This window comes from Pseudarthrobacter oxydans (assembly GCF_030812335.1).
Lineage (GTDB): Bacteria > Actinomycetota > Actinomycetes > Actinomycetales > Micrococcaceae > Arthrobacter > Arthrobacter oxydans_B.
The window spans coordinates 360020-384628 of record NZ_JAUSSN010000003.1; the positions used below are offsets into that span (position 1 = coordinate 360020).

Genomic DNA, 24609 nt, shown 5'->3' on the forward strand with positions numbered 1-24609 from the left:
TGTCCCGCCGTCACAGGCAGCACACGCCTGTAAAAGGCTTCGGCGGCTGCCGGACTCCCCCGTGAACCCGAGGAGTCCGGCGGCCGCCGTCGTACGTCAGCGCGGTCCGGACGGGCCGCTTACTGGACCAGCCCCTTTTCCTTGAGCCAGGCCGCCGCAGCGTCCTTGGGGTTCTGCTTCTGGCTGCCGCTGACCGCGCGGTTGAGGTTGATCAGGTCCTCGGTGGTGAGGACCTTGGACACGGCGTTCAGGGTTTCCTTCGCCTTGTCCGTCATCTTCGCGGTGTTGTACAGCGGGAGGACCTGCTGGGCGATGAAGTTGTTCTTCGGGTCCTCGAGCACCACCAGGTCGTTGTCCGCGATGGACGGCGTGGTGGTGTAGATGTCGGCCACCTGGACCTGGTCCGAGAGCAGGGCCTTGAGCGTCACGGCCCCGCCGCCGTCGCTGAACGGCTCCAGCTTCTTGGGCACGCAGCCGTAGTTCTTCTCCAGGCCCGGGAGCCCGTAAGCGCGTTCGGCGAACGTCGCCGGGGCGCCCACGACGATTTCGCTGCAGACCTTGGCGAGGTCCTCGATCGACTTCAGCTGGTACTTCTCCGCGGTGGCCTTCGTGACGACCATCGCGTCCTTGTCCTCGGCCTTGGATGCCTCCAGCACCGCCAGCCCCTCGGGCAGCTTGCCCGGCAGCGCCTTGTAGATGTCCTCGGCCGAGACCTCCGTGGCGTCCTTGCTGACGTGCAGCAGCAGGTTGCCGCTGTAGTCGGGGATGATGTCCACCGACCCGTCCTGGACCGCCTTGAAGTAGACCTCGCGGGAACCGATGTTCGGCTTGGTGCTCGCCGTGACGCCGGCTCCGTTCAGCGCCCCGGCGTAGACCTCGGCGATGATCTGGCTCTCGGTGAAGTCGGCGGAACCGATCACGAGGGCCGAGCCCGAACCGGAGGCGGCCCCGCCGGTGGCGGGGGACGTGGAGAGCGGATCGGATGAGCCTCCGCAGGCGGACAGTGCCATGGCCAGGCCTACGCCGGCGGCCAGGCCGCCGAATGCGCGCCTGCCGAATGCTCGTTGGCGGGTTTCCTTCATGACGTACCTCCTTGAACAACAGTCCCCGCGGGCACGGGGTCTGTGAGATCAACCGCAGCCTGCTGGCTCCGGTTTGGCTTGGTTGAGGCTCCCTGGGACAGGAACAGCCTCTGGATGAGGGCAAGGACAAGGTCGACGGCGATGGCCAGTCCGGCGATGAGCAGGGACCCGCCCAGCATCTGGGGGAAGTCCGAGAGCACGAGTCCGTCGAAGAGGTACCGGCCGAGGCCGCCGAGGTTGATATAGGCCACCACCGAGACGGTGGCGATGGCCTGGAGCACACCGGTCCGGAACCCGCCGTACATCACGGGCAGGGCGTTGGGGAACTCGGCGCGGAACAGCACCTGGAGTTCCGTCATGCCCATGGCCCGGGCGGCGTCGACGACGTTCCGGTCCACGCTGGCGATGCCGGCATAGGTGCCGGCGAGCAGCGGCGGCACCGTCAGGATCACGAGGGCCCAGATCGGCGGCATCAGCCCGATGCCGGCCAGCAGCACGAAGAGGGTGAGCAGGCCGAGGGTCGGCAGGGCCCGGAGGGCTCCGGCGACGGCGACGGCGGCGACCCGCCCGCGGCCGGTGTGCCCCACGTACAGGCCGATGGGGACGGCGATGGCCGTGGCGATCAGCATCACCAGCCCGGTGTAGAGCAGGTGCTCTGCCAGCCGGGCGGGGATTCCGGCGCTGCCGGACCACTGCTCCGGGTCGGCGAGCCAGGCGAAGGTGTCGTTGACGACGCTCACGAGGCACCGCTGGCGGTCTGCGCATCGGACAGCCGCAGCGCCGCGTCAGCGGGGCCGCGCTTGCCCTGGCCGGCGCCGGAGTCTGCGCTGGCGCCCGCGCCGGTGGCCGCGCGGGTCCAGGGGGTCAGCAGCCGTTCCAGGAGGACCAGTACGGCGTCCATCAGCAGCGCGAGGATGAGGATGGCGATGATGCCCACCACCACTTCGGTGATGAAATCACGCTGCAGGCCGGAGGTGAACAGCATGCCGAGGTTGCCGATGCCGAGCAGCGCCGCGACGCTGACCAGGGAGATGTTGCTGACCGAGACCACCCGCAGCCCGGCGAACAGCACCGGCAGGGACAGCGGCAGGTCGATCTGCAGGAACCGTGCGAGGGGTTTGAACCCCATGGCGACGGCGGCCTGCCGGAGGTCCTCGTCCACCGAGTCGAAGGCGTCCAGGGTGGCGCGCACCAGGAGGGCGACGGCGTAGATGGTCAGGGCCACAACCACGTTGACGGGGTCCAGGATCCGGGTTCCGAGGATGGTCGGCAGGATGATGAACAGCGCCAGGGACGGGATGGTGTAGAGCAAAGACGAAGCCGTGAGGACCACAGAGCGGAGTCCGCGGTTCTGCCGGGCGACCTGGGCCAGCGGGACGGCGATGAGCACCCCGAACACCATCGGCAGGATGGCCAGGACAAGGTGCTGGCCCGCGAGGCTGAAGACCTGTTCGCTGTTGGCCAGGAACCACTCCATCAGCGCGCGCCCTGGCGGACGTGGCGGTCCGACTCTATGACGGCGAGGACTTCCCCGGCGGTGATGACCCCGGCGACGCGGCCGTCCGCGTCCACGGCAACGCCGAGACCGGAGGGCGACGACAGGGCCGCATCGAGGGCGCGGCGGAGCGTGTCGCCCTTCCGGAAGAGGGATCCGCCGGGAACAGTCGACGTGCCCTGGCCCGGACCGGACCAGCCGAGCGGACGCAGGCTTTCGTCCACGACCAGCTGCCACTCGCCGGAGGCGTTGCCGGCCCGGTCGAGTTCATCGGGGGTGATCGTCTGCGCCGGGTGCACGGTCACGCCGTCGGACGGGCTGAAGGCCAGGTGCCGGAAGCCGCGGTCCCGGCCCACGAAGGACGCCACGAAGTCGGTGGCCGGGGCGCGAAGGATTTCCTCCGGAGTGGCGTATTGCGCCAGTTTGCCGCCGAGGCCGAAGACCGCCACCTTGTCGCCGAGGACCGTGGCCTCGTCAATGTCGTGGGTGACGAAGACGATGGTCTTGGCCAGATCGCGCTGGAGCCGGAGGAGTTCCTGCTGCAGTTCATCGCGGACCACGGGGTCCACGGCGCTGAAGGGTTCGTCCATGAGCAGCACGGGCGGGTCGGCGGCGAGCGCCCGGGCCACGCCGACGCGCTGCTGCTGGCCGCCGGACAGCTGTGAGGGGTACCGCTTGCCCAGCGCGGAGGCCAGCCCGACGACGTCGAGCAGTTCCTGCGCACGTTTCCGCGCCTCGGCCTTGGAGACGCCGTTGAGCCGGGGAACGGTGGCGATGTTGTCCAGGACGGAACGGTGCGGCATCAGCCCGGAGGACTGCATGACGTAGCCCATGGACCGGCGCAGCTTCGCCGCCGGCACCGCGGTGACGTCCTGGCCGTCCACGGTGATGGTTCCCGAGGTCGGTTCGACCATGCGGTTGATCATCCGCAGCGAGGTGGTTTTGCCGCAGCCCGAGGGCCCGACGAAGACCGTGATGGCGCCCTTGTCGATGGACATGGTCAGGCCATCGACGGCGGGCTGGCCGCCCTGGTACCGCTTGGTGACGTTCTGGAACTCGATCATGGCTTCAGCCATTTCCGGGGCTTACCTTACTCTTGGCGGCAACAACGGACGGTCCAGCCAACTGATCATAGACACGCTGATTTTTGGCTGTAAAGCAGGTAGAACTCAGCCTAACCAGCGCGGCTGACAATGTCAGGGATATCGTCGAGGGCGCTGTGGCTGACGTAGTCATTCGTAGCGCAGGCGGCTTTGGATGGGTGCCGCGCGGAAATACTTTCCCGCAGCGCCCCTCCGCAGCCCCGCGGCGCTGTTGCTTGTTACCTCCGGGCCGGGTCAGCGGGTCTGCCGGCCGCCCCCTTTGGACCCGCCCCGGCCCTTCCTGCCGCGCTTCGCACCCTCGTTGGCTGCGGCCTCGTAGCTGTCCCGTTCGGCCGCGCGCTGGCTCTTGCCCGCGGCCGAAATCTGCTGGTGCCACTCGCGCGCGTAGGCGCGGCGGGCGGCGGCATCGTGCCGCCGGGCCAGGGCGGCGAGTTCGCGCTGGAGTTTCAGGTAGCTCTCCCAGCGGCGGTCATCGAGGGACCCGTCCGCGAGCGCGGCCTGCACGGCGCAGCCGGGCTCGCGGCCGTGGGCGCAGTCGGAAAACCGGCACTCGGCGAAGAGGTACTCGAGGTCGCCGAACATCTCCGCCATCCCGCTGTCGGCGTCGAACAGCCCGAAGCCGCGCACCCCGGGGGTATCCATCAGCACGGCGCCCCCGGGCAGGGGCACGAGTTCGCGGGAGGTGGTGGTGTGTTTGCCCTTGCCGTCGCCGGCCCGGACTTCCCCCGTATCCTGGACCTCCGCGCCGGCGAGGGCGTTGATCAGGGTGGATTTGCCGGCCCCGGAGGGACCCAGCAGCACGAGGGTGCCGCCGGGCGGGAGGTGGCCCAGCAGTTCGTCGAGGCCGTCGCGGTGTTCCGCGGAGGTGGTGACCACCGCGACGCCGGCGGCCTGGAGGATCACCTTGCCGACGACGTCGTCCGCGAGGTCGGCGAGGTCCGCCTTGGTGATGATGACCAGCGGGGTGGCTCCCGAGTCCCAGGCCGCGACGAGGGTGCGTTCGAGCCGGTTGTGGGTGAGCGGCCGGTCCACGGGCACCACGACGCCGACGATGTCCATGTTGGCGCCGAGGACCTGCGCCTCCGAGGAGGCGTCGAAGGCGCGTTTGCGGCTCAGTTCCGAGTGCCGCGGCAGTATCCCCGCGATGGCGGGCTCCCCCGCGGTATTGGATCCGAGCCAGACCCAGTCGCCGGTGGCGGGCAGCTCCCCGGTGCCGGGATACGGCAGATGGAGCGTCGTATCGTGTGTGGCGATCAGGACGAGGTTGCGGTCCACGCGGATGACCCGGCCCGCGCCGGTGCCGCCGGGCACGGGCTGGGCCGCGAACCTAGCGGCGACGGCGGCGGTGAAGCCGTACCCTGCCGGGCCCGCGGGGAGGTTGTCGGGGATGTTGTTGGGGATGAGGTTGGTGGCGCCGGAGGCGCCCGGATGTGCACAGGAAGTAGTCAACGAAAACCCTTTGGTGGGCCCCGGTGCACGTGCCGCGCTGCGGGTGGAACCTGGCAGGGGTTGCGGCTAGTGGGTGCTGATGGCCGGGGCAGGAATGATGGGCTGGCTGATGTTGGCGCGCAGTGCGCACCGGACTGTTGCAGTCATCGTCTCCACCTCCCCGTTCCCGCTGTCGGCTTGTCTGCCGGTTTTTAGAATAGCCGGATGCCCCGTGCCTGGCTAGGAATCCGGCTGGAAAGTCTGGCCGGCCAGGACAGCTGGGGGGGGTCAGGACAGCTGCCCGTTCAGGGGCCGCTCGCGGTGGAGCCGGAGTGCGGCGTCGACGAGCGAGACCTTGTTGAGCCTGGGTACGTCCTCCAGCGGGATCCAGTCGGCGTGTGTGGTGCTGCCGTCCACCTCGTGCCGCAGCTCCCCGCCGGTAATCGTTGCCTCGTAGATGAGCCGGAGGGACTGGAAGTCCCGTTCGCCGCCGTCGATCCGGATCTCCGCGGGCCAGTGCCCGACGTCGATCCCCAGCATGGCGCCGACCTCCGCGTGGTACCCGGTTTCCTCGTAGATTTCCCGGCGGCAGCCATCGACGGGGTGCTCGGCCAGGTCCAGGCCGCCGCCCGGCAGGGTCCAGCCTTCCTTGCCGCCCTGCTTCCAGTACGCCAGGAGGATGGCGCCGTCGCGGATGATGACCGCGTAGGCGGCGGGCCGGGTGTCGAAGTTGAGGCTCATTCCTCCAGCGTAGTGGCCGACGGCGCAGTAGCCCGGCGGGCCGGGTCAGTCCTGCTCGGCCACGAGCTGGAGCACACCAAAGACGGGGTCCTGCTCCAGGACGCGGACGTCGGTGATGCCCTCGGCGGCGAGGGCGGCGCGGAAGGATTCCTGCAGGCGGGGGACGTTCATGCCCAGTCCGCTGCCCAGGATCACCGGGCCGTCGATGCCGAGCTTCCGGACTGTCTGCAGCGCCAGGGCTGCCAGGTCCCGTCCGGCCTGGTCCACGAGTGCCTGGCTGGCGGTGTGGCCGGCGGCGGCCGCGTCGACCACGAGCCGGGCCCGTTCGGCCCAGTACCGGCGTCCGGTGTCCGGTGAATGGAAGAGCGCGATCAGCTTGTTGGGGTCATCCACACCGCAGGAGGCCAGCAGGGCGGTGGTGAGCCCGTCGGGTTCCAGCCCCTGATTCATCCGCCGCAGGCTGTGGCGCACCGCCTCTCGGCCCAGCCAGTACCCGCTGCCTTCGTCGCCGAGCAGATAGCCCCAGCCGCCGGCGCGCGCCTCCTCGCCACGGCTGTTCCGGCCCCACGCGGCCGAGCCCGTTCCGCCGATGACGGCGACGCCGGTGCTAGCGCCGCCGGCCGCCAGCAGGAGCCGCGAATCGTGGACCACCGTGATCCGGGCGCCCGGCACGTGCGGCGCGATCAGGGCAGCGAGCGCGGCGGCGTCCTCGTCGGTATCGATGCCGCCGGCTCCCGCGTAGACCCGGGCGACCGTTCCGCCGCCGATCCGGGCGAAGAGCTCCGCGAGGTGCAGGGCCGCCTCCTCGCGGCTGACGTTTTGGACGTTGGAGCTGCCCACCGATTCGTCGGCCATGACCGTGCCGTCCTCGAAGCGGACGCCGCGGGTCTTGGTCCCGCCGATATCGAGGCCGATCACGGCGGCGGGTACGGTCGGGGCGACGGGGTCCGCCGCCGGCGGGATGTCAGAATGAGTCACCGGAACAGCCTACTGAATCCTCTCCAGGAGTGAGCAATGTCGTACGACATCTTTGGTACCCGCATTATTGCCGCCCCAATGGCCGGCGGGACTTCCACACCGGCCTTCGTGGCGGCCGTGCATGATGCCGGGGGTCTGGGTTTCCTGGCCGCCGGCTATAAGAGCGTGGATGCCATGCAGGCGGAGATCCGCAGCGCCCGCGCCGCCGGGACCCGATTCGGCATGAACGTCTTCGTTCCCGATCCCGCCCAGCTCCCGCCGTCCGCCGCGGTGCGGGCGCAGCTCGAGGACTACCGCGCCCGGCTGCGGCCGGATGCCGTGCGGTACGGGGTGGAGGTCCCGCCGCTGCGGCTCGACGACGACGATCACTGGCAGGGCAAGATCGACGCGCTGCTGGCCGATCCGGTGGAACTGGTCAGTTTTGCCTTCGGGCTGCCCGGGACCGATGTTGTCCGGGCGCTGCAGCGCTCAGGCTCCGCCGTGCTCGCCACGGTCACCACGGTGGACGAGGCGCTGGAGGCCGCCGGGCGGGGCGTGGATGCGCTCGTGGTGCAGCACGGAAGCGCCGGCGGCCACAGCGCGGCGTTCCAGCCGGGTGCTGCGGCGCGGGGTGCCGGACGCGCTGACAGCCGGCCGGGCACGACGGCGGAGCTGCTCGCCCGGGTGCGGGCGGCCGTCGGGCTCCCGCTGCTGGCGGCCGGCGGCGTGATGGACCGGGCGGGGCTGGAGGAGGTGCTGGCCGCGGGGGCACAGGCCGCCCAGCTGGGGACGGCGTTCCTGCGCACGCACGAAAGCGGGGCGCGGCAGCTGCACAAGGACGCCCTCGCCAGCCCGCACTTTACGCTGACCCGGCTGACGCGAGCGTTCACCGGACGGCCCGCCCGGGCGCTGGTCAACGAGTTTGTCCGGGACCACCCCGACGCGCCGGAGTCCTATCCGGCCGTGCACCACCTCACCGCTCCGCTGCGCGCGGCCGCGGCTGCCGCCGGGGATGCGGAACGGCTCAACCTCTGGGCCGGGACAGGCTGGCAGCGGGCGCGGCCCGGCTCCGTCGCCGATGTGATGGCGGAACTGCTGGACTGACCGCCGGCCTGCTCAGGTGCCGGAGCGGCCGCGGACGAAACCGGCCAGGAGCGCCGGGCCTTCGCTGAGCACCAGCTCCCGGAACAGCCGTACCGGGTCCGGTTCGGTGTCCGCCCCGCCACGGCGTTCCCGCCAGGCCAGCCCGATCTCCCGGAAGGCCAGTCCGGAATCCAGGGCGAGCTCCACCCAGCCAAGGCCGCCGGACTGCCCGGGAGTGCGGCGTCCGGGGGCCGGGCCGCCGGGCGGGAGGATGCTCACGCCGAGACCTGCCGAGACGAGGCCCCTGGCCGTGTGGGAATCCTGGCTCTCGAAGGCGATGCGGGGCCGGAAACCCGCCTCCCGGAACAGGGCGTCGGTCAGCGAGCGCATGCCGTAGCCTGCGCCCATCGCCACGAACGGGTCCTGCCGGATTTCCGCGAGGCCCGCGCTGCGGCGCTTCGCCAGGGGGTGCCGGTGGTGGACCACGAGCCGCAGCGGTTCCCGGTAGAGGGCGGCGGAGGAAATCAGCCGGCTCGGCGCAGCGACCGGTGCGGTCAGGGCCAGGTCCGCGTCGCCGGCGGCCAGTTCCGCCAGGCAGCCGTCCCGGGCGCCCTGGCTGAGGTCGAAGGCCGGCTGCGGATGCCGGCTGCGGAAGGCGCTGATCAGCAGCGGCAGCATCGCCTCACCGAAGGTGTGCTGGAACGTCACCGCGATCCGGCCGCGCACCACCTCCGACTCGTGCCGGACCAGGTCCAGCCCGGTCTGGAACTCGCCCAGCGCGGCCTCGATGTGCGGCAGGAGCGCCTTCGCGGCGGGGGTCAGCCGCACGCCGCGGCCGTCACGGATCAGCAGTTCCGTCCCGATGATGCTGCTGGCGCGGGCGATTCCCCGGCTGACCGTCGACTGGGGCAGTCCCAGCACTTCGGCGGTCTCGGTGATGTGCTGGGTGCGCCCGAGTTCAGCCAGCAGGGGCAGCAGCGGCAGCAGCTGGACCAGCTGCTTGTGTTCCACGTCCATGACCCATCCTCCAGATCGTTCCGTATTTGCTATTGATTCTATGAGAATCATGCATTGGAAGCATGTCTTTCGGAGGCCTATTCTGGGGAGATGCCCCGCCTTCCACTGCTCCGCCGCCCCGTTGCCCGCGGCCTGGTCCAAGTCCAGGCCCAGGCCCAGGCCCAGGTCCAGGTCCACGGCCAGGTCCAGCCGGACCCTGCCGGCGGCACCCTTGCTGTTTGGCCGGGGCATCCGAAGGGGTCCGCGGCCTACCGGAAGATTCTGGCCGGCCTGGCGTTCGCGGGCGTCGCCACCTTTGCCCAGCTCTACTCCACCCAGGCGGTGCTGCCGATGATGGCGGCGGATCTGCAGATCACGGCGGCCGAGGCGGCGCTCACCATCTCCCTCGCCACGGTGGGGCTGGCGGCGACGGTGCTTCCGTGGTCGTTCCTGGCCGACCGGATCGGCCGGGTCCGGGCCATGATGTGGGGCATCTCGGCCGCCACGGTACTGGGACTGCTGGTCCCGCTGGCCTCGAGCTTCCCGATGCTGCTGGGCCTGCGGATGCTCGAAGGCATGGCACTGGGCGGCATCCCCGCCATCGCCATCGCCTACCTCAACGAGGAGGTCAACAAGGCCCACGCCGCACTGGCGGCCGGAACCTACGTCGCCGGCACCACCCTGGGTGGACTCGCCGGCCGGCTGCTGGCCGGCTTTGTCGGCGAACTCTGGGGATGGCGGGCCGCGGCCCTGGCCGTCTCGATCCTGGCCGCCGCGGCCGCGGCCCTGTTCGTGGTCCTGGTGCCGCAGGCCCGGGGCTTCACGGCCGCGGCGGCCGGCGGCTTCCGCGGGGCCTTCCGGACGCTGGCGGGCCACGGGCGGAATCCGCGGCTGCTGGCTCTCTACGTCCAGGCGTTCCTGCTGATGGGCGGCTTCGTGGCTGTCTACAACTACCTTGGCTTCCGGCTCTCCGGTGAACCCTTCAGCCTCCCGGCCACCATCATCAGCCTGATCTTCCTGGCCTACCTTTCCGGCACGGTCTCGTCCCGCTGGGCCGGCGGACTGACGGAGCGGTTCGGGCGGCGCACGGTGCTGATTGCGGGGACGGTGCTCATGGCGGCGGGCCTGGCCCTGACGCTGACGCAACTGCTGGGACTCATCCTGGCGGGCCTGCTGCTGTTCACCGCCGGCTTTTTTGCGGCGCACAGCGTCGGCGCAGGCTGGACCGGGGCGATCGCCACGACCGGCCGGGCCCAGGCCGCCTCGCTCTACAACCTCGCCTACTACCTCGGGTCCAGCGTCATCGGCTGGGCCGGCGGGCTGGTTTTCCAGACGCTGGGCTGGACCGCGCTGGCGCTGACCGTGATCGGGCTGGCCTGCACGACGGCGGTGATCACCGCCGTCGTGCATCCCGCCCGCGCGTCGGCCGAAGCGCCGGCCGACGCCGGCAGCTGAAACTGCAGCTGCCGCCAGCCGCCGAGGCGACGCGCGGAGGGCGTCAGCAGGTCGCTTCGATGGCCTGCACGAGGTCGGCCACAATGTCGGACGGGTCCTCCAGGCCCACCGACACGCGCAGCAGGCTGGCGTGCGGCTTGGCATCGGCGGCAACGGGCCGGTGGGTCAGCCCGGCCGGGTGCTGGATCAGGGTGTCGATGCCGCCGAGCGAGACCGCATGCGTGATCATGCCGACGGCGGACGGGATCCTTTCGGCATGCTCGGCACTGCCCACCTCGAAGGCGAGCAGCGAGCCGGGACCGGACATTTGCGTTCCGATCAGCCCCTGCGGATCGCACTCGGGCAGCCCCGGGTAGAAGACGCGCCGGACGAGCCCGTGACCGGCCAGGGCGGCGGCGACCTTCTGCGCACTCGCCTGCTGCGCACGCACCCGGACCGGCAGCGTGGCCAGCCCGCGGTGGAGCAGGTAGGCGGGCCAGGGTGTGAGGATGCCGCCGGTGACGGCCCGGATCTGGCGCAGCCTGGTGGTCCATTCGGGAGCCGCGGCCACCACGCCGCCCATGGCGTCGCCGTGTCCGCCGAGGAATTTGGTGGCGCTGTGCAGCACCATCGCGGCGCCGTGCAGATAGGGCTGCTGGAGGACGGGACTGGCGAAGGTGTTGTCGACCAGGACCGGGACGCCGTCCGCCGCGGCGGCCACGCGGGCGATGTCGACCAGCTCCAGGCTCGGGTTGGCGGGCGTCTCCAGGATCACCAGGCCGGTGTCGGGGCGGAGCGCGGCGCGGACGCCCTCCGCGGTTGTGAACGTGACGTCGTTGCCCAGCACGCCCGAGGCCAGCAGGTGGTCGCTGCCGCCGTAGAGCGGCCGCACCGCGACGACGTGCTTCTTTCCGGTGGCGACGACGGCGAGCAGCACGGCGCTGAGCGCGGCCATGCCGGTGGCGAACGCCACGGCCTCCGGGGTGTCCTCGAGGACGGCGACGCCCTCCTCGAACCGCGCCACGGTGGGATTCCAGAGCCGCTGGTAGACGGTGCTCTGGCCATCGACGTGGGTGCCGCCGGTGGCCATGTGCTCATAGGCGAGCCCGCCGTCGTGCACGGAGGGCAGGGGCGCCGTGGTGGACAAGTCGATCGGCACGGCGTGCACGCCCAGTTCAGTGAGTCCGTTTCGGCCGGCGTGGACGGCCAGCGAGTCTTGAGAAAGCACCTTGCTCCTTATGAATATTCACCGTTGAATTCCGCAAGTATCTGGCAATAATTCGGAGTTTTGTAGGGCCCGCGAATGGAAGTGTCGGAATGCGCCGTTTATGATGAACTGACAACCCATCAAGGAGGATCCGTGAGTAGCAGTGCGAAGAATCTTCGGCCGGGAGCGGGTGCCGGCGAGCCGCTGGACGCTATCGACGAGCGCCTGCTCGCGGCACTCGTGGCCGATGCCCGAATCTCCAACAAGCAGCTGGCCGAGCTGGTCGGCATCGCGCCGTCCACGGCCCTGATGCGCACCCGGGCGCTCTCCGAGCGCGGGATTATCCAGGGCTTCGAGGCGAAGCTGAGCCTCTCCGCGATCGGCCGCTCCGTGCAGGCCCTCATCGCCGTCAGGCTCCGCGCCCACGACCGGGAACAGATCGACCGCTTCACGGCCCGGGTCCCGAAGCTCCCGGCCGTGCTCTCGACCTTCCACACCTCGGGCTCGGTGGACTACCTGCTGCACATCGCCGTCGCCACCACCGAGGACCTCCGCGACTGGGTGCTGGACAATCTGGCCACGGATCCGGTGGTGGGGCACACCGAGACCACCCTCGTGTTCGACCACATCCAGGGCAACCAGGGCCCGCTGCCCGACTAGCGGGTCCGGGCCGCTTCAACTTCGGCGCCGCTTCGGCTCCGACGGGGCAGTCAGGCGCGGCGCAGCGCCGCGCGCAGCGTGACGGCGGCAAGGGTGGCCGAGGCGATCGAACAGAGCACCACAAAGCCGGCGACCGCCGTCTGCAGGCCGACCACGCCGGCGGCGAGCCCCAGCCCGATGACGGGAAAGGCGCTGCCGAGATACGTGATGACGTAGACCGTGCTGATGATCTGGGCGTGGCGGGAAGGTTCGACTTTGCCGGCCACATCGTTGAAGACGGTCCGGAAGGACACACCCTGGCCCAGGCCCGCGGTGATGCTCGCGAGGATCAGCAGCCAGGGACTGTTCCAGGCGGCGGCCGCGGCGATCAGCAGCACCGACACGGCGAGCATGCCCAGTCCGATCGGCACCACGAAGCGTCCCCGCACGGCGAGGAGCTGGCTGAGCGCGGAGGACGCGAGCGTCAGTCCCGCCAGCAGGCCGATCAGCGGCCTCGAATCGGCGTGGACGATCTGGGCGAAATAGCTGGGCGCCAGGGAAAGGCAGAAGCCGAAGACGGTGAAGCTGAGGAACCCCACCGAAGACGCCAGCCAGAAGGCGCCGCGCGCCTCACTGGACACCGACGGGCGGCGGGGCGCCAGTACGCGCAACGGCTGCGGACCCGCGACCGAGGTGATGGCCGGACGGGCCTTCAGCAGGTACAGCGGGACCAGCAGCGCGGCCAGGACCAGGGAATGCAGGTAGTACGGCGTGGTCGTGGGCCCGGGCAGCAGCGAGAGCACTCCCCCGATGGCCGGGCCGGCCGCCACGCCCCCGGCGGAGGCCAGCAGGGTGAACCGCGAGGCCCACTCGGGGCGGCTGGGCAGCAGCTCCCGCAGGGCCGCCGAGCTGGCGCCGGTGGCGAGTGCCACCGCGATGCCCTGCAGCGCCCTGCCGACACACAGCGCGAACATGCTGTCCGCCGCGGCGAAAACGGAGCCGCCTGCGAGGCCCACCAGCACCGCAAGGACCAGCGCGGCCCGGCGTCCGATGTGGTCGGACCAGTGGCCGGCCAGGATCAGGGTCGCCACCAGCGCCAGGACATACGCGGAGAAGGCCACCGTGACGCCGAAGGCGGTAATGCCCAGTTTGGCCTGCAGCAGCGGGTACAGCGGCGTGGCAAGATTCGCGCCGACCAGCAGCGTGAAGATCACGACGCCGGCCATCACCAGCCGTGCCGTGGTGGAAGCGTCCCAGCCGCAGCGGTCTGCCGTGGCGGGGCGCATGCGAAGTTCGCTGAAGACCGTCATGACCTTGCCCTTGCCCTTGCATGGAAGCGGGCCGCGTGTTCCCCCTGGTGGGGAATCGCCAGCCCGTTCTGATTCGATACTCCAGAGTGGTGCATTGCTGCTCCGTGCAGCTAAATTCCATGCCAAAATTGATCAAAACAATCAATCATCCGCCCTCACAGTGAACCGAAGTGACGTTTTGAACAGCCTGGACCCCACCGACCTGAAAATCCTGCTGGAACTGATCCGGGACCCGCGGGTCCAGATCGGCGACCTCAGCGAAAAACTGGGCATTGCCCGCAACACCGCGCAGTCCCGCGTCCGGCGCATGCAGCGTTCGGGTTTGCTGCACGACGGCGGCCGCGAGATCGATCTTGAAGCGGTGGGCTACGACGTCGTGGCCTTCGTGACGATCGAGGTCAACCACCGGGAACTCGACGGTGTGGTGGGAGCCCTGCGCCTGATCGCGCAGGTCCTGGAGGTCCACGAGATCTCCGGCCGCGGCGATGTGTGGTGCCGCGTGGTGGCCACCGACACCCACAGTCTGCAGGCCGCCCTGCGCTCCATTCTGCGGATCAAGGGCGTCATCCGGACCGAGACCGTTCTTGCCCTGTACACCCACATCCAGTACCGCACCGAACCGCTGATCAGCCGGCTGGCCCAGGGCAGCTCGCTGGCCCCCGCCAAGGCGAAGTGACCCTGCTGCCCGGTGGCCGGGCGGGGGCGGCCGGCCCCGCGCGGCCATGACTACAGAAGACTGGATAATGAGCCCGTGACTATCATCGATAACGCCGTCTACGTTGACGGCGTGCGCAGCGCCGAGCCGCAAAGCCTCGAACAGACCTTTGACACCCTGAGCCGGCACGGCGGGATGGCGTGGATCGGCCTGTACCGGCCGACGGAGGATGAAATGGCCGCCGTCGCCGCGGAGTTCGGGCTGCACAGCCTCGCCGTGGAAGACGCCATTTCGGCCCACCAGCGCCCCAAGCTCGAACGCTACGACGACATCCTCTTCACGGTGCTGCGGCCCGCGCGCTACCTTGACGCGACGGAAACCGTGGAATTCGGCGAACTCCACGTGTTCACCGGGAAGAATTTCGTCGTCACCGTCCGGCATGCCGAAACCGGCGGGGTGGCACAGGTGCGGCGAAAGCTGGAGAAGCGCCCCGACCTCCTGTGCCACGGCCCGGAGGCTGTGCTCTACGCCCTGATGGACCAGGTGGTGGACGACTACGTGCCCGTCGTGGCGGGGCTGGAGAACGACATCGACGAGATCGAGGACCAGCTGTTCAGCGGCGACTCCACGGTCTCGCGGCGGATCTACGAGCTGGCCCGCGAGGTCATCCAGTTCCAGCGCGCCATCCATCCGCTCCCGGCCATGATGCAGCTGCTCCGGGGCGGCTTCGAGAAATATTCAGTGAAACCCGAGCTTCAGCACAACCTCCGCGACGTCGAAGACCACGTGGAGCGGCTGATCTCCCGCGCCGATTCCTTCCGGGACCTCCTGCAGAACGCCCTCACCCTCGACGGGACGCTGACGGCCAACCGGCAGAACGAGGCCAGCGCCGAGCAGAATGAGCAGGTCAAGAAGATCTCGTCCTGGGCGGCCATCTTCTTCGCCCCGTCCATTGTGGCGGGCATCTACGGCATGAACTTTGAGGGGATGCCGGAGCTGCAGTGGAGCTACGGCTACCCGATGGCCATCGGGCTGATGGGCTCCACCGCCGCCCTGATGTACGGCATCTTCAAGCGGAAGGGCTGGCTCTGACGGGCGGATCTGTCCGGCGGACCCGTGTGTAGTCCGGCGTCTGGGGGTCTACCTGGCCCTGACCTCCCGGCACCGGAGATAGCGCGACCGCGTCACGCCTGGGCTGTCAGCGGCGCCGGTGCTCAGCGGCGCAGCCGGGCCTGCGCGACCAGCCGGCTGAACGCCAGGACAAACACCGCCTCGATCAGCACCATCAGCCCGAACAGCAGCCACTGGCTTTCGCCGATGAAGACGACGGCGCCGACCACCACCAGGATCGTTCCCAGCGCCAAGGCATAGACGGCGAACCCGATGGCCACCTTCGCGCTGCGGACGCCCGTGCGGAAGCCGAAGCCCACGGGTTCACCCCCGGGGTAGCCCGCCACCCGGTCGGGTGCCGCCGGGTTGAGCCGGTCGAACTCCTCCCACGGGTCGCGGTCCTGGTCCTGTTCGGTCATGCTTCCATTATCCCGCGGACACGGCGGTCCGGCGGTCCGGGGGTCGTCCTACCTGCGGACCCCGGACGGGACCGTCCTCGCTCTCAGCTCCCCGCCGGCCGGTCTGGGGTTAACGGCCTCTAGGCGGCGCGGACGTCGATTTCGCCCGGCGCGGCGCCGTCCGCGCCGAACACCAGGTGGCGGTTGGCGATTTTTTCGCTGAAGAACCGGTCGTGGCTGACCACCACGACGGCGCCCGGGAAGTGCACCAGCGCGCGTTCCATGACCTGGGTGCTGGACATGTCCAGGTGGTTGGTCGGCTCATCCAGCAGCAGGACCGAGGCACCGGAGAGGAGGCACTGCGCCATCGCGACGCGCGCCTTCTGCCCGCCGGAGAGGTTCCCGATCTTCTGTTTGAGGTCCGCCTCGGAGAACTGGAACATCGCAAGGAACCGGTTGACGGACTTCTTCGTGGCGCTGAACGCCAGGCTGTCAGGCAGCGCGTTGACCGCGTGCGAGACGGTGTCGGCGTCGTCGAGGTCCTCGAGCATCTGGTTGTAGGAGACGAAGCCTGGCCCCTTGGCCCAGGCCACCTCGCCGGAGTCGGCGCGCTCTTCGCCGGTCAGCACCTTCAGGAGTGTGGACTTGCCGCTGCCGTTGGAACCGAGGACCACGATCCGGTTGCCGCGGCGGATCTCGAAGCTCAGGCCGTCGAACAGCAGCTTTTCGCCGTAGGACTTGCCCAGCCCCTCGATCCGGCAGAGGACGTCCTTGACGTGCAGGCCGCCGTAGATCTCGGTGACAATCTGGTCGACCGGGCGGGGGGTGCGGGACTTCTTGATCTTGGCCAGCTGGTTCCCGAGCCCGCTGCTGGCGGCCTTGGCCGCCTCGCGGCGGTCGGAGATCCCTTCGGCTTCGAAGGCCAGGAGCTCCGATTCGTGCACGAACTGCTGCTCCAGGGTTTTGAGGCGGAACTGTTTCTGCACCACGTATTCGCCGAAGTTGCCCGGGTATTCGTGCAGGTGGAAGTTTTCCACCTCGATGATCCGGGTGACGACGGCGTCGAGGAATTTCCGGTCGTGCGAGACGATGATCGCGGCGCCCTTGAAGTCCCGGAACCAGCTTTCGAGCCATTCGACGCCGGCCACGTCCAGGAAGTTGGTGGGTTCGTCGAGCAGCAGAACGTCGGGGCCTTCGAGCAGGATTTTGGCCAGGGCCGCACGGTTGCGCCAGCCGCCGGACAGCTCGTCGATCGCGCAGCTCCGGTGGGCCTCGTCGAAGCCCAGCGTGGTGAGGACTGTGTCGATGCGCCGCGGGTAGTCCCAGCCGTCGAGCCGTTCCATGTCCTCGAACAGCTCGGCCTGGCGGCTGATGAGGCGGTCGAGTTCGGCGTCCGCCGGGTCGGCGGCGATGGCGGCGTCGATGGCGGCCAGCTCGGCCTCGATCGCCTTGATCTCGGTAAACAGCGCGTCGAGGACTTCAAGAATGGTGGCGTCCCCGTTGAGCTCGGAGAACTGGGAGAAGTAGCCCACCTTGGTGCCCAGTTCCAGGGTGACCGTGCCGGTATCCGGCGTCACCTGGTCGAGGACCAGTTTGAGGATGGTTGTCTTGCCGGAGCCGTTTTTGCCGATCAGGCCGACCCGGTCGCCCGTCTCGAGGCGGAAGAACGCTTCCCGGAGAATCTGGGTGTTGTCGAAGCGCACGCTGACGTCTTGCAGCCGGATCAGGCTCATGGGTGTTTCTCTTTCGATTTGGGGTCTGAACGGCGGGGGCACACGGCGGGGCGCGGCACTAACGGGGCACGAGCCGCCACAGTGAGGTGACTTCGGCCGACCGGGCCCCGAACAGAGGATCGTTCCGGTCGGATGCCTTGGGGTGGGTTGGCTTGGTGCCGGACCGTTCCAGCACCTTCAGCCCGGCGGCCTCGATGGCGCCCAGCAGGTCATCACGGGACCGCAGCCCCAGGTGCTCGGCCAGATCGGAGAGCACGAGCCACCCCTCACCGCCCGGTTCCAGGTGCTCGGCGAGCTCGTTCAGGAAACGGAAGAGCATCCGGCTGCCGGGGTCATAGACGGCATTGTCCAGCGAGGAATGCGGCGTGGCCGGAATCCACGGCGGGTTGCACACGATGAGCGGCGCACGGCCGGGCGGGAACATGTCGGTCAGGACCGCCTCTGCCCTGTCCTGGACGCCCAGATTCCGGAAATTCTCGCCGGCGCAGGCAATCGCGCGGGGTTCATTGTCCGTCGCCACCACACGGCGGACGCCGCGGCGGGCGAGCACGGCAGCGAGCACGCCGGTGCCGGTGCCGACGTCGAACGCCAGCCTGTCGGAGGGCAGCGGCGCGGCTGCCACCAGATCGACGTACTCACTGCGGGTCGGGAAGAACGTGCCGTAGTGCGGGTGGATGCGGCCCTGCAGGGCCTCGACGTAGACGCCGTTTTTTCGCCATTCGTGCGCGCCGATGGCCCCGACGAGCTCGTGGAGCGACACCACCGAAGGCTCGCCGATGTCCCCGTACGCCTCCTCGGCGGCCTGCCGGATGTCCGGGGCGCGCCGCAGCGGCACCACCGGTCCCGGGTCAAGCGGAATCAGCAGCAGGCCGAGAATGCGTGCCCGGTGCGAGCGGGACTGGCGGTGCCGATAAAACTCATCGGCAGGGGTGGGGGCGGCCTTTTTCTTCCCGGCGCCCACCCGCCGGTCCAGGGCGTTGAGGATCTGCCGCGCGTTGTGGAAGTCACCCTGCCAAAGCATCGCGGTGCCCTGGGACGCCAACCGGTTCGCCTCATCGGCGGTGAGGGAGTCGGTGACCACTTCGACGCGGGCGGGCGCGGGCCTGCCGTTCGCCGACCGCCAGCGGGCGGTCCTGCTGTGGCCGCCCTCTGCCCATGTCACGACCGCAGGCTCGTCCACCGCGGCTGCCTGCGGGTGCGTACGGGAGGGCGTCGGGATGGCCAGGGGTTGGTCCGGCACGGCGGTAGCGATAAGAGTTCCAATCCCAGAGTCCGAGGGGCGGATCGGAGACTGACGTGTGCGGCGGAACGCACCTACTCAGGATACAGGCGGGCGCCCGGTCACTGCGCGATGCGGCTGCGTACGATCTCGCTGACGGCTTTGCCGTCGAAGCGTCCGGCGACCTTGGCGGTCACCGGCTTCATCACCGCGCCCAGCTGGCGCATCGTCAGTTCGGTGCCGTCGGCCGTGAGGTCACCGATCACGCCGTCGACAATCGCCTCCACCTCGGCGGCGGTCAGTGCCTTCGGCAGGTACGCCTCGATGATCTCGGCTTCGGCGATTTCCGCGGCGGCCCGTTCGGCCTCTCCCGCCTCGGTATAGATGCGGGCGGTGTCGCGGCGCTTGGCGGCTTCCTTCTGCAGCAGGGACGTCACCTGGGCGTCGTCGAGCACGATCGGGGTCTTGCCGGACTTCTCGCGGGTTTCGATTTCGCCCAGGACGTTGCGCACCGTGGTGAGTGCTACCTTGTTGCGGTCCTTCATGTGGCCGACGACGTCGGCGTGCAGTCGTTCTTTCAGGGTGGTCATGATTCTCCTCGTCTCACTTGACAGGATATCGGGCTGTCAGAGGCCGCCGCGCCCCGCCCACAGTCCGTGCAGCAGCGGAACCACCGACACGAGCATGAGGACACTGCCGAGCACCATGTCATCCGCGCGCGCCACGGAACCGGCAATGAGCAGGGCACCGAAGACCAGGGCCGACGCCGACCGCTGCCCCGTGCGGTCCAGCCGCTTGACCTGTTGCTCAAGACGGGGAGTGGCAACCGCCAGCGAACCGTCCTCCAGCCGGGTCAGGAGCCGGTCCAGCCGTTTCGGCAGGCCCAGGGCCAGCCCTGCGGCGTCCATCGCCTGCTGGGCCACGTCCTGGGCGATGTTGCCCCGCTCGTCGCGCAGCAGCTGCGCCGCGTAGGGTTCCACCGAGTCCCAGAGATTGAACCGGGCATCCAGCGAGCTGCACACTCCCGAGGTCAGCGACATGGCCCGGATGATGAGCAGGAAATTCTCCGGCAGCTGGAACGGCAGGGAGCGGACCACGTCGCCGAATTCCACCGCGAAGTCCCGGAACTCCCGCGGGTCCACCTCGCGAAGCTCGGCGAAGCCCATCCCGCCGAACCGGGCGAAGAGGTGCGTCATCGCCCGCTCCAGCTCCACCGTGTCGGCCGAGGGCACCAGCACGCCCACGTTCCGGATGGCGGCCACCAGCCCCTCGCCGTCCCGCGAGGCAGCCGCGATGAGCAGCTTCCGCAGCCCGCTGCGCGTGCTCGCCGGAACCTCGCCCATCATGCCGAAGTCGATGAACGTCAGCTTCCAGGGGCGCTCCGCGGACGGACTGTTATCCGGCGTGACAAAGATGTTGCCGGGGTGGGGATCGGCGTGGAAAAACCCGGTCGTGAACATCTGGTCGAACATGACCGAGGCGAAAACCGGGGCAACCTGCGCCGGATCGATGCCCGCGGCCAGCAGCGCTGCCGAGTCCGTGATCTTGATCGCCGTGACGTCTTCGAGCGTGAGCACGCGGCGGGTGCTCCGCTCCCAGACGACGTCGGGCACGCCCACCCGGCCGTCATCGGCAAATTCATCCGCGAACCGCTCCGCGTTTGCCCCCTCATGCAGGTAGTCGATCTCCTCCAGGCTGGTCTGCGCAAACTCCTCAACCAGGGCGGGCATGTCGGCCCGGTCGGACACCAGGCGCACCCGGCTGAGCCAGCCGCCGACCTTGCGCAATGCCGCCAGGTCGACGTCGACGATGGCGTCGATGCCCGGCCGCTGGACCTTCAGCACAACACAATCAAGCCCGGTGTCGGCGGCGTCGCCCGGGCGAAGCCTGGCCCGGTGGGCCTGCCCGAGCGACGCCGCGGCGATCGGTGTCTCCTCCACGGAGTCGAACAACTGCTCCAGCGGCGCGCCCAGCTCGGCCTCGGCGAGGGTGCGGATCGCGGCGAAGGACACCGGGGGCACCTCGTCCTGCAGCCCCTCCAGTTCCGTGGTGATCTCGGGCGGGAGCACGTCGAGCCTGGAGGACAGGAACTGACCGACCTTGATCATCAGGCCGCCGAGGTCCACTGCCAGGACATGGAAACGCTGCGCGAAGAGCAGCATCCTCTTCGCCCTGGTGCGCTCGGCAACCCGGACCAGCCCGAGGCGCGGGAGGAACAGCTCAAACCACCAGGTCACCGCGAGATGCCACGCGGCGAAGCGCAGGATGCGACGGTACCGGGCACGGTAGGCCCGGCCGTGGGGAAGCGGATCTGCGCGCTCCGGGCGAACCGACGTCACCCCGTCAGCCCTTGGCGAGGATCGCGTACAGCCGGCGGCGCGCGTCGTCGAGCACCGCCACGGCCTCCTGCACCTGCTCCGGCGTGCCGGTGCGGCCCACCTGGGACGCGGCCTGGGCGAGCTCGACGCCCGCCTTGGGCAGCGCCGCGAAACCGCCGCCCGACGCCGGTGCCGCCGAGTCCCAGGGCGCTGACGCATCGGCACCCGCGACAGACTCCCGGCCGGCTTCCGTCAGGGAATAGATCTTGCGGCCGTTGGATTCCTCGGCACGGATCAGGCCCTCATCGGCCAGCAGTTGGAGCGTGGGATAGACGGAGCCCGCGCTGGGCTTCCAGCTGCCACCGCTGCGCTCCTCGATTTCACGAATGATCTGGTAGCCGTGCATCGGCCGCTCGGCAAGCAGTGCCAGCACGGCCGAGCGCACCTCACCCCGCCCCGCACGGGAACCCGAGCGCTTCTCGAACCTCGAACGCAACTCCTCAACGGCCTGCCACATGCTGTCGACATTGTTGCCGCGGAATCCGCCTGCCGGGAATGAATTGTGCAACATGCTCTCCTCTGGAAGATCGCGAACGATATACAACGATAGTTAACGATACATCCGAAATTCTCACGAAACCAAGAGCGGCGCCGGCCCGCTCAAGGGCCCGCTCCACCGCGGACGCATAAATCTTCGGCCGCACTATTTCCGGCCACTTCACCGGTTCGGTGCCACCATAGAAAAAGGCGTATTTCTGTTTGCCCCGCGCCCTTTGCACCGCGGGATGACGCCAGCAACCGAACGCGAGCTCCGGGAGTAGTCATGAAGAAACTCACCACGTTATTTTCCGGAACGGCGGCGGGGGCCGCGCTGTCCATCACCGCGTCCTTCGGCCTGGGTCCACGCGCCGGGGACCCCCACGGGCACCGGCGCGGACTGGTCGAAGCAAGTTGCGCAGCGGCAGCGGGGGCTGCCGCAAGGCCGGGTTCGCAGGGCGGCACGCCGCCGTCAGTGGACGGGCAGTCGTGGGTGCCCGGACTGGCGGTTGACGGCGTGTCCGGGGATGCTGCCTGCGCGGCGACAGCGTGCTCGAGGGAAAGCTGACGTCCAATGACCACTCAAGCTCCCGTACGCACAACCAAGGACCGATTCCGGGCTATTGGGGCGACAAGTTCCACACCCACGGCCTCTGGCGCAAGGACAACCTCTCCGAGGTCTACGTGGACGGCGTCAAGGTCAAGTCTTTCCGCACCGACGACGGCAACGCCCCGCAGTACCTCGTCTTGAATATCGGCAAGGCCAAGACCAGCACCGTGGACGGGAAAGCCTCCACCGTGAAGGTCGACTACGTCAGAGCCTGGAAATAGAAGCATCCGGACAAGTGCGCGGGGACGCGGACCACCCACCCCTATGATGCATGTGTAAGAGGCTGGCTTCGGCCGCATTTCGGGGGGATAAATGTTCACAATTGGGGACCAGCCGGACGGCTACATGTGTGGCGCGCGGCGCCGCATTGTTGACCAGGACCGCCGGGCCCGGCTGGAACTGATCAACGGCGCCGCGCAAACCGGCGGAGACCTTTTCCTGCTGACATGGCAGGACCGCCTGATACCGATCGTCGCGTTCAGCCAAAACGCGGTCGACCGCGAATTGGGCCAGAACCAGGTCCACGTTCATATCCGGTCCTTGGGTGATAGCCGATACGCGAGGAACAGTGGACTGAACGCGTCGACATTGTCGGAATCGGACCGGATTCTTGCCCATCGCCTGGCCGCCGAAGCCTTGCTCGTTTTCGGGTCGTGGTACGACGGCCTGTCGTTCCAGGACGGTCATTTCGTTGTTAAGGACGTCATAGATGGCGGGAATGAGTCATACACGCTGTCCTCGTTCGGCTACCAGGGAGCGTCGAGGCCGCCCAACTTTCACAGCCGGCTTGATTGGGCCGAGGCGTCCATTCGCCGGCAAGCGGTCGAAGAGTCATGGGGGTTGGACCTGCCGGACTCCATCTTCGTCATTGTGCTACACAATCGTCGACGTGCCGTGCTTCGCCACAACGCATACATGAAGCTCTCGGTCCCTGGACTTTTCCCAAACGTGCGGCCCGCTGAACTGGAAGATCTGGAAAACCGGGCAGACCGGCTCTTGTTCCATGCGTCGACTTACGGCACGGCCCACCTCGACGGCGAAACCGTCGAGTCCGTGCTGAGCCGGATGAAAAGCGATGCCCCGGGCTTCTCTCGCGACACCTACCGCCGGACCCTCGCCTACGGAACCTTTATGATCCAGGGCAACCGGGACGCAGAGAAGCGGCGCCGGAAAGAACTCATCGCATCAGCGCGATCCGCCGATCTCCTCGACGGAGTGTTCGCCCTTTTCTACTTCAACAGGCGGTTCTCCAAAGGGCAGTTCCTCGGGGCCATCCCTATCCATGGAACGCTCGGCGATCTCCACTCCCGGGCCGACCTCGACGATGCGATGGCCAAGGCCGAGAAACTCATCGGGGACGGATCCCGCTACGCCTGGACACCGTCCGAAACTACCGAGCAAGTGGAACGGCTCACGGCGGATCACCCCGGTTTCAGTACCCGCTGCGTGCGGGACGCCCTCAGCTGGGGCTACCAACAAAATCGGTAACACTCAGGGAGCCGTGGCCGGATGGCGGCCCCACGTGTCGCCAGGCGGCCCCTTGACTGACGCGACGCGCTGCCGGTTGTTTCGGTGTTTTGCCGATGGTGTCCAGGTCAAGGTCCTTCGATTCCTTGGCGGCTGCGACGGCAACGACCGCGATGATTGTGGTCAGGACGATGATCGCGACAAGCGGCCAGGTGCCGACAGACATCCTCATGTAGCGGACTTCCGTGGGAAGAGTTCGCAGTAGAAGGCCGCCGTACGGATTTGTGTGTTGGCCTGTCGCTGTTCTTTCGATGCTGGCACGATGGACGAATGACGGACGGCTACAAACGGCGCGACGCGGAACCGGACGGAATCCCTGAGATTAATCAAGCACCGGGGATGGCAGAACTTGAGTCGTTGTTTGCAGCTGAAGATATCGATTACCGCGGCGGACAGCCCGTCGATATGCAAGAGCTCCATCGAGCGATGGCCAACGCAAGTGAACGCCGCAACTTGGAGTTATTCAGCCCGGTGGGCACTTCGCGCGACCTGGCGATTGACATATTGCGGGAGGTCGTCGGCGCCATGCTCAGCGGCGCCACCGGATACGCCACTGATCTACTTGAAGACATACCGCCCGAATCGCCGGACGGCACAGCGCCGACCGTAGCCGGCTGCATCGGTGCGGCCCTTGGTCTGCTGGATAGCTGGTTCGCCGGAGCCTCGGATTGGGTACCTGGGGACCCCGTCAAAGACAGCACCCTTCCGCCGGGTCACTGGAACGGCGAGAAGGCGGCAACTGAGGTCCTGGCCCTGGCAGGGAAGAGACGGGCATCGCGTTCGGCGACAGAGCTGGTCAGTCGCCACGGTGCATCTCGGGTCCTGTTCGGCTCCGCCTTGGCGCTGGCCGCCGCCGCGGGCGCCTGGGCCCGTCGCACCAAAACGCCACTGGATGAACTGATCCCGGTGATTTTCCCTTAGGCAGCATCGGTGCACGGTTCGGGGGAGCTGAGTCGGGCCCTCCGCACACATGAACATGAAGACTCTTCGTTAAGAGTTTAATTCAGGAGTCCGGTGGTCAGGAACC

General features: G+C 68.6%; 24 protein-coding genes. 8 read left to right on the forward strand and 16 right to left on the reverse strand.

The features are described 5' to 3' along the window. Window positions 1–119: 119 nt before the first annotated feature. The 7 genes from J2W14_RS06885 to J2W14_RS06915 form a co-directional block, all read right to left on the reverse strand. A complete protein-coding gene (locus J2W14_RS06885) occupies window positions 120–1082 on the reverse strand; it encodes an ABC transporter substrate-binding protein (RefSeq protein WP_307460272.1) in 963 nt (320 codons plus the stop codon). Beyond that, window positions 1079–1822: an ABC transporter permease gene (locus J2W14_RS06890; protein WP_307460274.1), complete on the reverse strand. Its 744-nt coding sequence runs from the start codon at window positions 1820–1822 to the stop codon at window positions 1079–1081. Before J2W14_RS06890 ends, J2W14_RS06885 begins: the two co-directional genes overlap by 4 nt. Further along, the gene (locus J2W14_RS06895; protein ID WP_307460278.1) at window positions 1819–2559 is read right to left on the reverse strand and encodes an ABC transporter permease; all 741 of its coding nucleotides are present in this window, start codon (window positions 2557–2559) and stop codon (window positions 1819–1821) included. The genes J2W14_RS06890 and J2W14_RS06895 overlap by 4 nt, the downstream gene beginning before the upstream one ends. Further along, window positions 2559–3653 carry an ABC transporter ATP-binding protein gene (locus tag J2W14_RS06900; protein WP_307460281.1) on the reverse strand — a complete coding sequence of 365 codons (1095 nt, stop codon included), beginning with the start codon at window positions 3651–3653 and terminating at the stop codon, window positions 2559–2561. Before J2W14_RS06900 ends, J2W14_RS06895 begins: the two co-directional genes overlap by 1 nt. 261 nt (window positions 3654–3914) lie before the next feature. Beyond that, window positions 3915–5081 carry a ribosome small subunit-dependent GTPase A gene (rsgA, locus tag J2W14_RS06905; RefSeq protein WP_307460612.1) on the reverse strand — a complete coding sequence of 389 codons (1167 nt, stop codon included), beginning with the start codon at window positions 5079–5081 and terminating at the stop codon, window positions 3915–3917. A gap of 315 nt (window positions 5082–5396) precedes the next feature. Further along, window positions 5397–5849: an NUDIX hydrolase gene (locus J2W14_RS06910; RefSeq protein ID WP_307460285.1), complete on the reverse strand. Its 453-nt coding sequence runs from the start codon at window positions 5847–5849 to the stop codon at window positions 5397–5399. 45 nt (window positions 5850–5894) lie between these two features. Then, complete coding sequence (locus tag J2W14_RS06915; RefSeq protein WP_370871210.1) at window positions 5895–6827, reverse strand: N-acetylglucosamine kinase; 933 nt, start codon at window positions 6825–6827, stop codon at window positions 5895–5897. A 36-nt stretch (window positions 6828–6863) separates the two neighbouring features. Here J2W14_RS06915 and J2W14_RS06920 point away from each other — a divergent pair, with 36 nt between their 5' ends. Then, window positions 6864–7910, forward strand: a complete 1047-nt coding sequence (locus tag J2W14_RS06920) for a nitronate monooxygenase (RefSeq protein WP_307460287.1) — start codon at window positions 6864–6866, stop codon at window positions 7908–7910. 12 nt (window positions 7911–7922) lie between these two features. On the opposite strand, the gene J2W14_RS06925 is transcribed toward J2W14_RS06920, so the two are convergent. Beyond that, complete coding sequence (locus J2W14_RS06925; protein ID WP_307460290.1) at window positions 7923–8906, reverse strand: LysR family transcriptional regulator; 984 nt, start codon at window positions 8904–8906, stop codon at window positions 7923–7925. Window positions 8907–8996: 90 nt separating this feature from the next. On the opposite strand from J2W14_RS06925, the gene J2W14_RS06930 reads away from it, so the two are divergent. Continuing rightward, complete coding sequence (locus J2W14_RS06930) at window positions 8997–10340, forward strand: MFS transporter (protein WP_307460294.1); 1344 nt, start codon at window positions 8997–8999, stop codon at window positions 10338–10340. A gap of 43 nt (window positions 10341–10383) precedes the next feature. Here the strand turns inward: J2W14_RS06930 and J2W14_RS06935 are convergent, their stop codons facing one another. After that, entirely contained in the window at window positions 10384–11547 is a 1164-nt protein-coding gene (locus J2W14_RS06935; protein WP_307460297.1) for a trans-sulfuration enzyme family protein, read from the reverse strand. 132 nt (window positions 11548–11679) lie between these two features. On the opposite strand from J2W14_RS06935, the gene J2W14_RS06940 reads away from it, so the two are divergent. Continuing rightward, window positions 11680–12186 carry an Lrp/AsnC family transcriptional regulator gene (locus J2W14_RS06940; RefSeq protein ID WP_307460300.1) on the forward strand — a complete coding sequence of 169 codons (507 nt, stop codon included), beginning with the start codon at window positions 11680–11682 and terminating at the stop codon, window positions 12184–12186. 50 nt (window positions 12187–12236) lie between these two features. Here J2W14_RS06940 and J2W14_RS06945 read toward each other — a convergent pair whose 3' ends face one another. Beyond that, window positions 12237–13475 (reverse strand): MFS transporter, encoded by a 1239-nt coding sequence (locus J2W14_RS06945; protein ID WP_307460306.1) that lies wholly within the window; start codon window positions 13473–13475, stop codon window positions 12237–12239. 178 nt (window positions 13476–13653) lie between these two features. On the opposite strand from J2W14_RS06945, the gene J2W14_RS06950 reads away from it, so the two are divergent. Together J2W14_RS06950 and corA are read left to right on the forward strand one after the other, a co-directional pair. Beyond that, the gene (locus tag J2W14_RS06950) at window positions 13654–14151 is read left to right on the forward strand and encodes an Lrp/AsnC family transcriptional regulator (protein ID WP_307460310.1); all 498 of its coding nucleotides are present in this window, start codon (window positions 13654–13656) and stop codon (window positions 14149–14151) included. A gap of 75 nt (window positions 14152–14226) precedes the next feature. Further along, a complete protein-coding gene (gene corA, locus J2W14_RS06955; RefSeq protein WP_307460312.1) occupies window positions 14227–15222 on the forward strand; it encodes a magnesium/cobalt transporter CorA in 996 nt (331 codons plus the stop codon). Window positions 15223–15344: 122 nt separating this feature from the next. Here the strand turns inward: corA and J2W14_RS06960 are convergent, their stop codons facing one another. From J2W14_RS06960 to J2W14_RS06985, 6 genes are all read right to left on the reverse strand, one after another. Then, window positions 15345–15659 carry a hypothetical protein gene (locus J2W14_RS06960; RefSeq protein ID WP_307460314.1) on the reverse strand — a complete coding sequence of 105 codons (315 nt, stop codon included), beginning with the start codon at window positions 15657–15659 and terminating at the stop codon, window positions 15345–15347. A gap of 119 nt (window positions 15660–15778) precedes the next feature. Next, entirely contained in the window at window positions 15779–17371 is a 1593-nt protein-coding gene (locus J2W14_RS06965) for an ABC-F family ATP-binding cassette domain-containing protein (RefSeq protein ID WP_307460316.1), read from the reverse strand. Between the two features lie 58 nt (window positions 17372–17429). Continuing rightward, a complete protein-coding gene (locus J2W14_RS06970; protein ID WP_307460618.1) occupies window positions 17430–18551 on the reverse strand; it encodes a class I SAM-dependent methyltransferase in 1122 nt (373 codons plus the stop codon). Window positions 18552–18712: 161 nt separating this feature from the next. Next, on the reverse strand, window positions 18713–19180 hold the full coding sequence (locus J2W14_RS06975) for a GatB/YqeY domain-containing protein (RefSeq protein ID WP_307460318.1): 468 nt from the start codon (window positions 19178–19180) through the stop codon (window positions 18713–18715). Window positions 19181–19216: 36 nt separating this feature from the next. Beyond that, window positions 19217–20929, reverse strand: a complete 1713-nt coding sequence (locus J2W14_RS06980; protein WP_307460321.1) for an ABC1 kinase family protein — start codon at window positions 20927–20929, stop codon at window positions 19217–19219. Between the two features lie 4 nt (window positions 20930–20933). Then, complete coding sequence (locus J2W14_RS06985) at window positions 20934–21479, reverse strand: PadR family transcriptional regulator (protein ID WP_307460324.1); 546 nt, start codon at window positions 21477–21479, stop codon at window positions 20934–20936. A 515-nt stretch (window positions 21480–21994) separates the two neighbouring features. Here J2W14_RS06985 and J2W14_RS06990 point away from each other — a divergent pair. The 3 genes from J2W14_RS06990 to J2W14_RS07000 all read left to right on the forward strand — a co-directional run bounded on the left by J2W14_RS06990 (window position 21995) and on the right by J2W14_RS07000 (window position 24503). Further along, window positions 21995–22276: a hypothetical protein gene (locus J2W14_RS06990; RefSeq protein WP_307460326.1), complete on the forward strand. Its 282-nt coding sequence runs from the start codon at window positions 21995–21997 to the stop codon at window positions 22274–22276. Window positions 22277–22367: 91 nt separating this feature from the next. Next, window positions 22368–23543 carry a hypothetical protein gene (locus tag J2W14_RS06995; RefSeq protein ID WP_307460327.1) on the forward strand — a complete coding sequence of 392 codons (1176 nt, stop codon included), beginning with the start codon at window positions 22368–22370 and terminating at the stop codon, window positions 23541–23543. A 309-nt stretch (window positions 23544–23852) separates the two neighbouring features. Beyond that, on the forward strand, window positions 23853–24503 hold the full coding sequence (locus J2W14_RS07000) for a hypothetical protein (RefSeq protein ID WP_307460330.1): 651 nt from the start codon (window positions 23853–23855) through the stop codon (window positions 24501–24503). Window positions 24504–24609 lie beyond the last annotated feature (106 nt).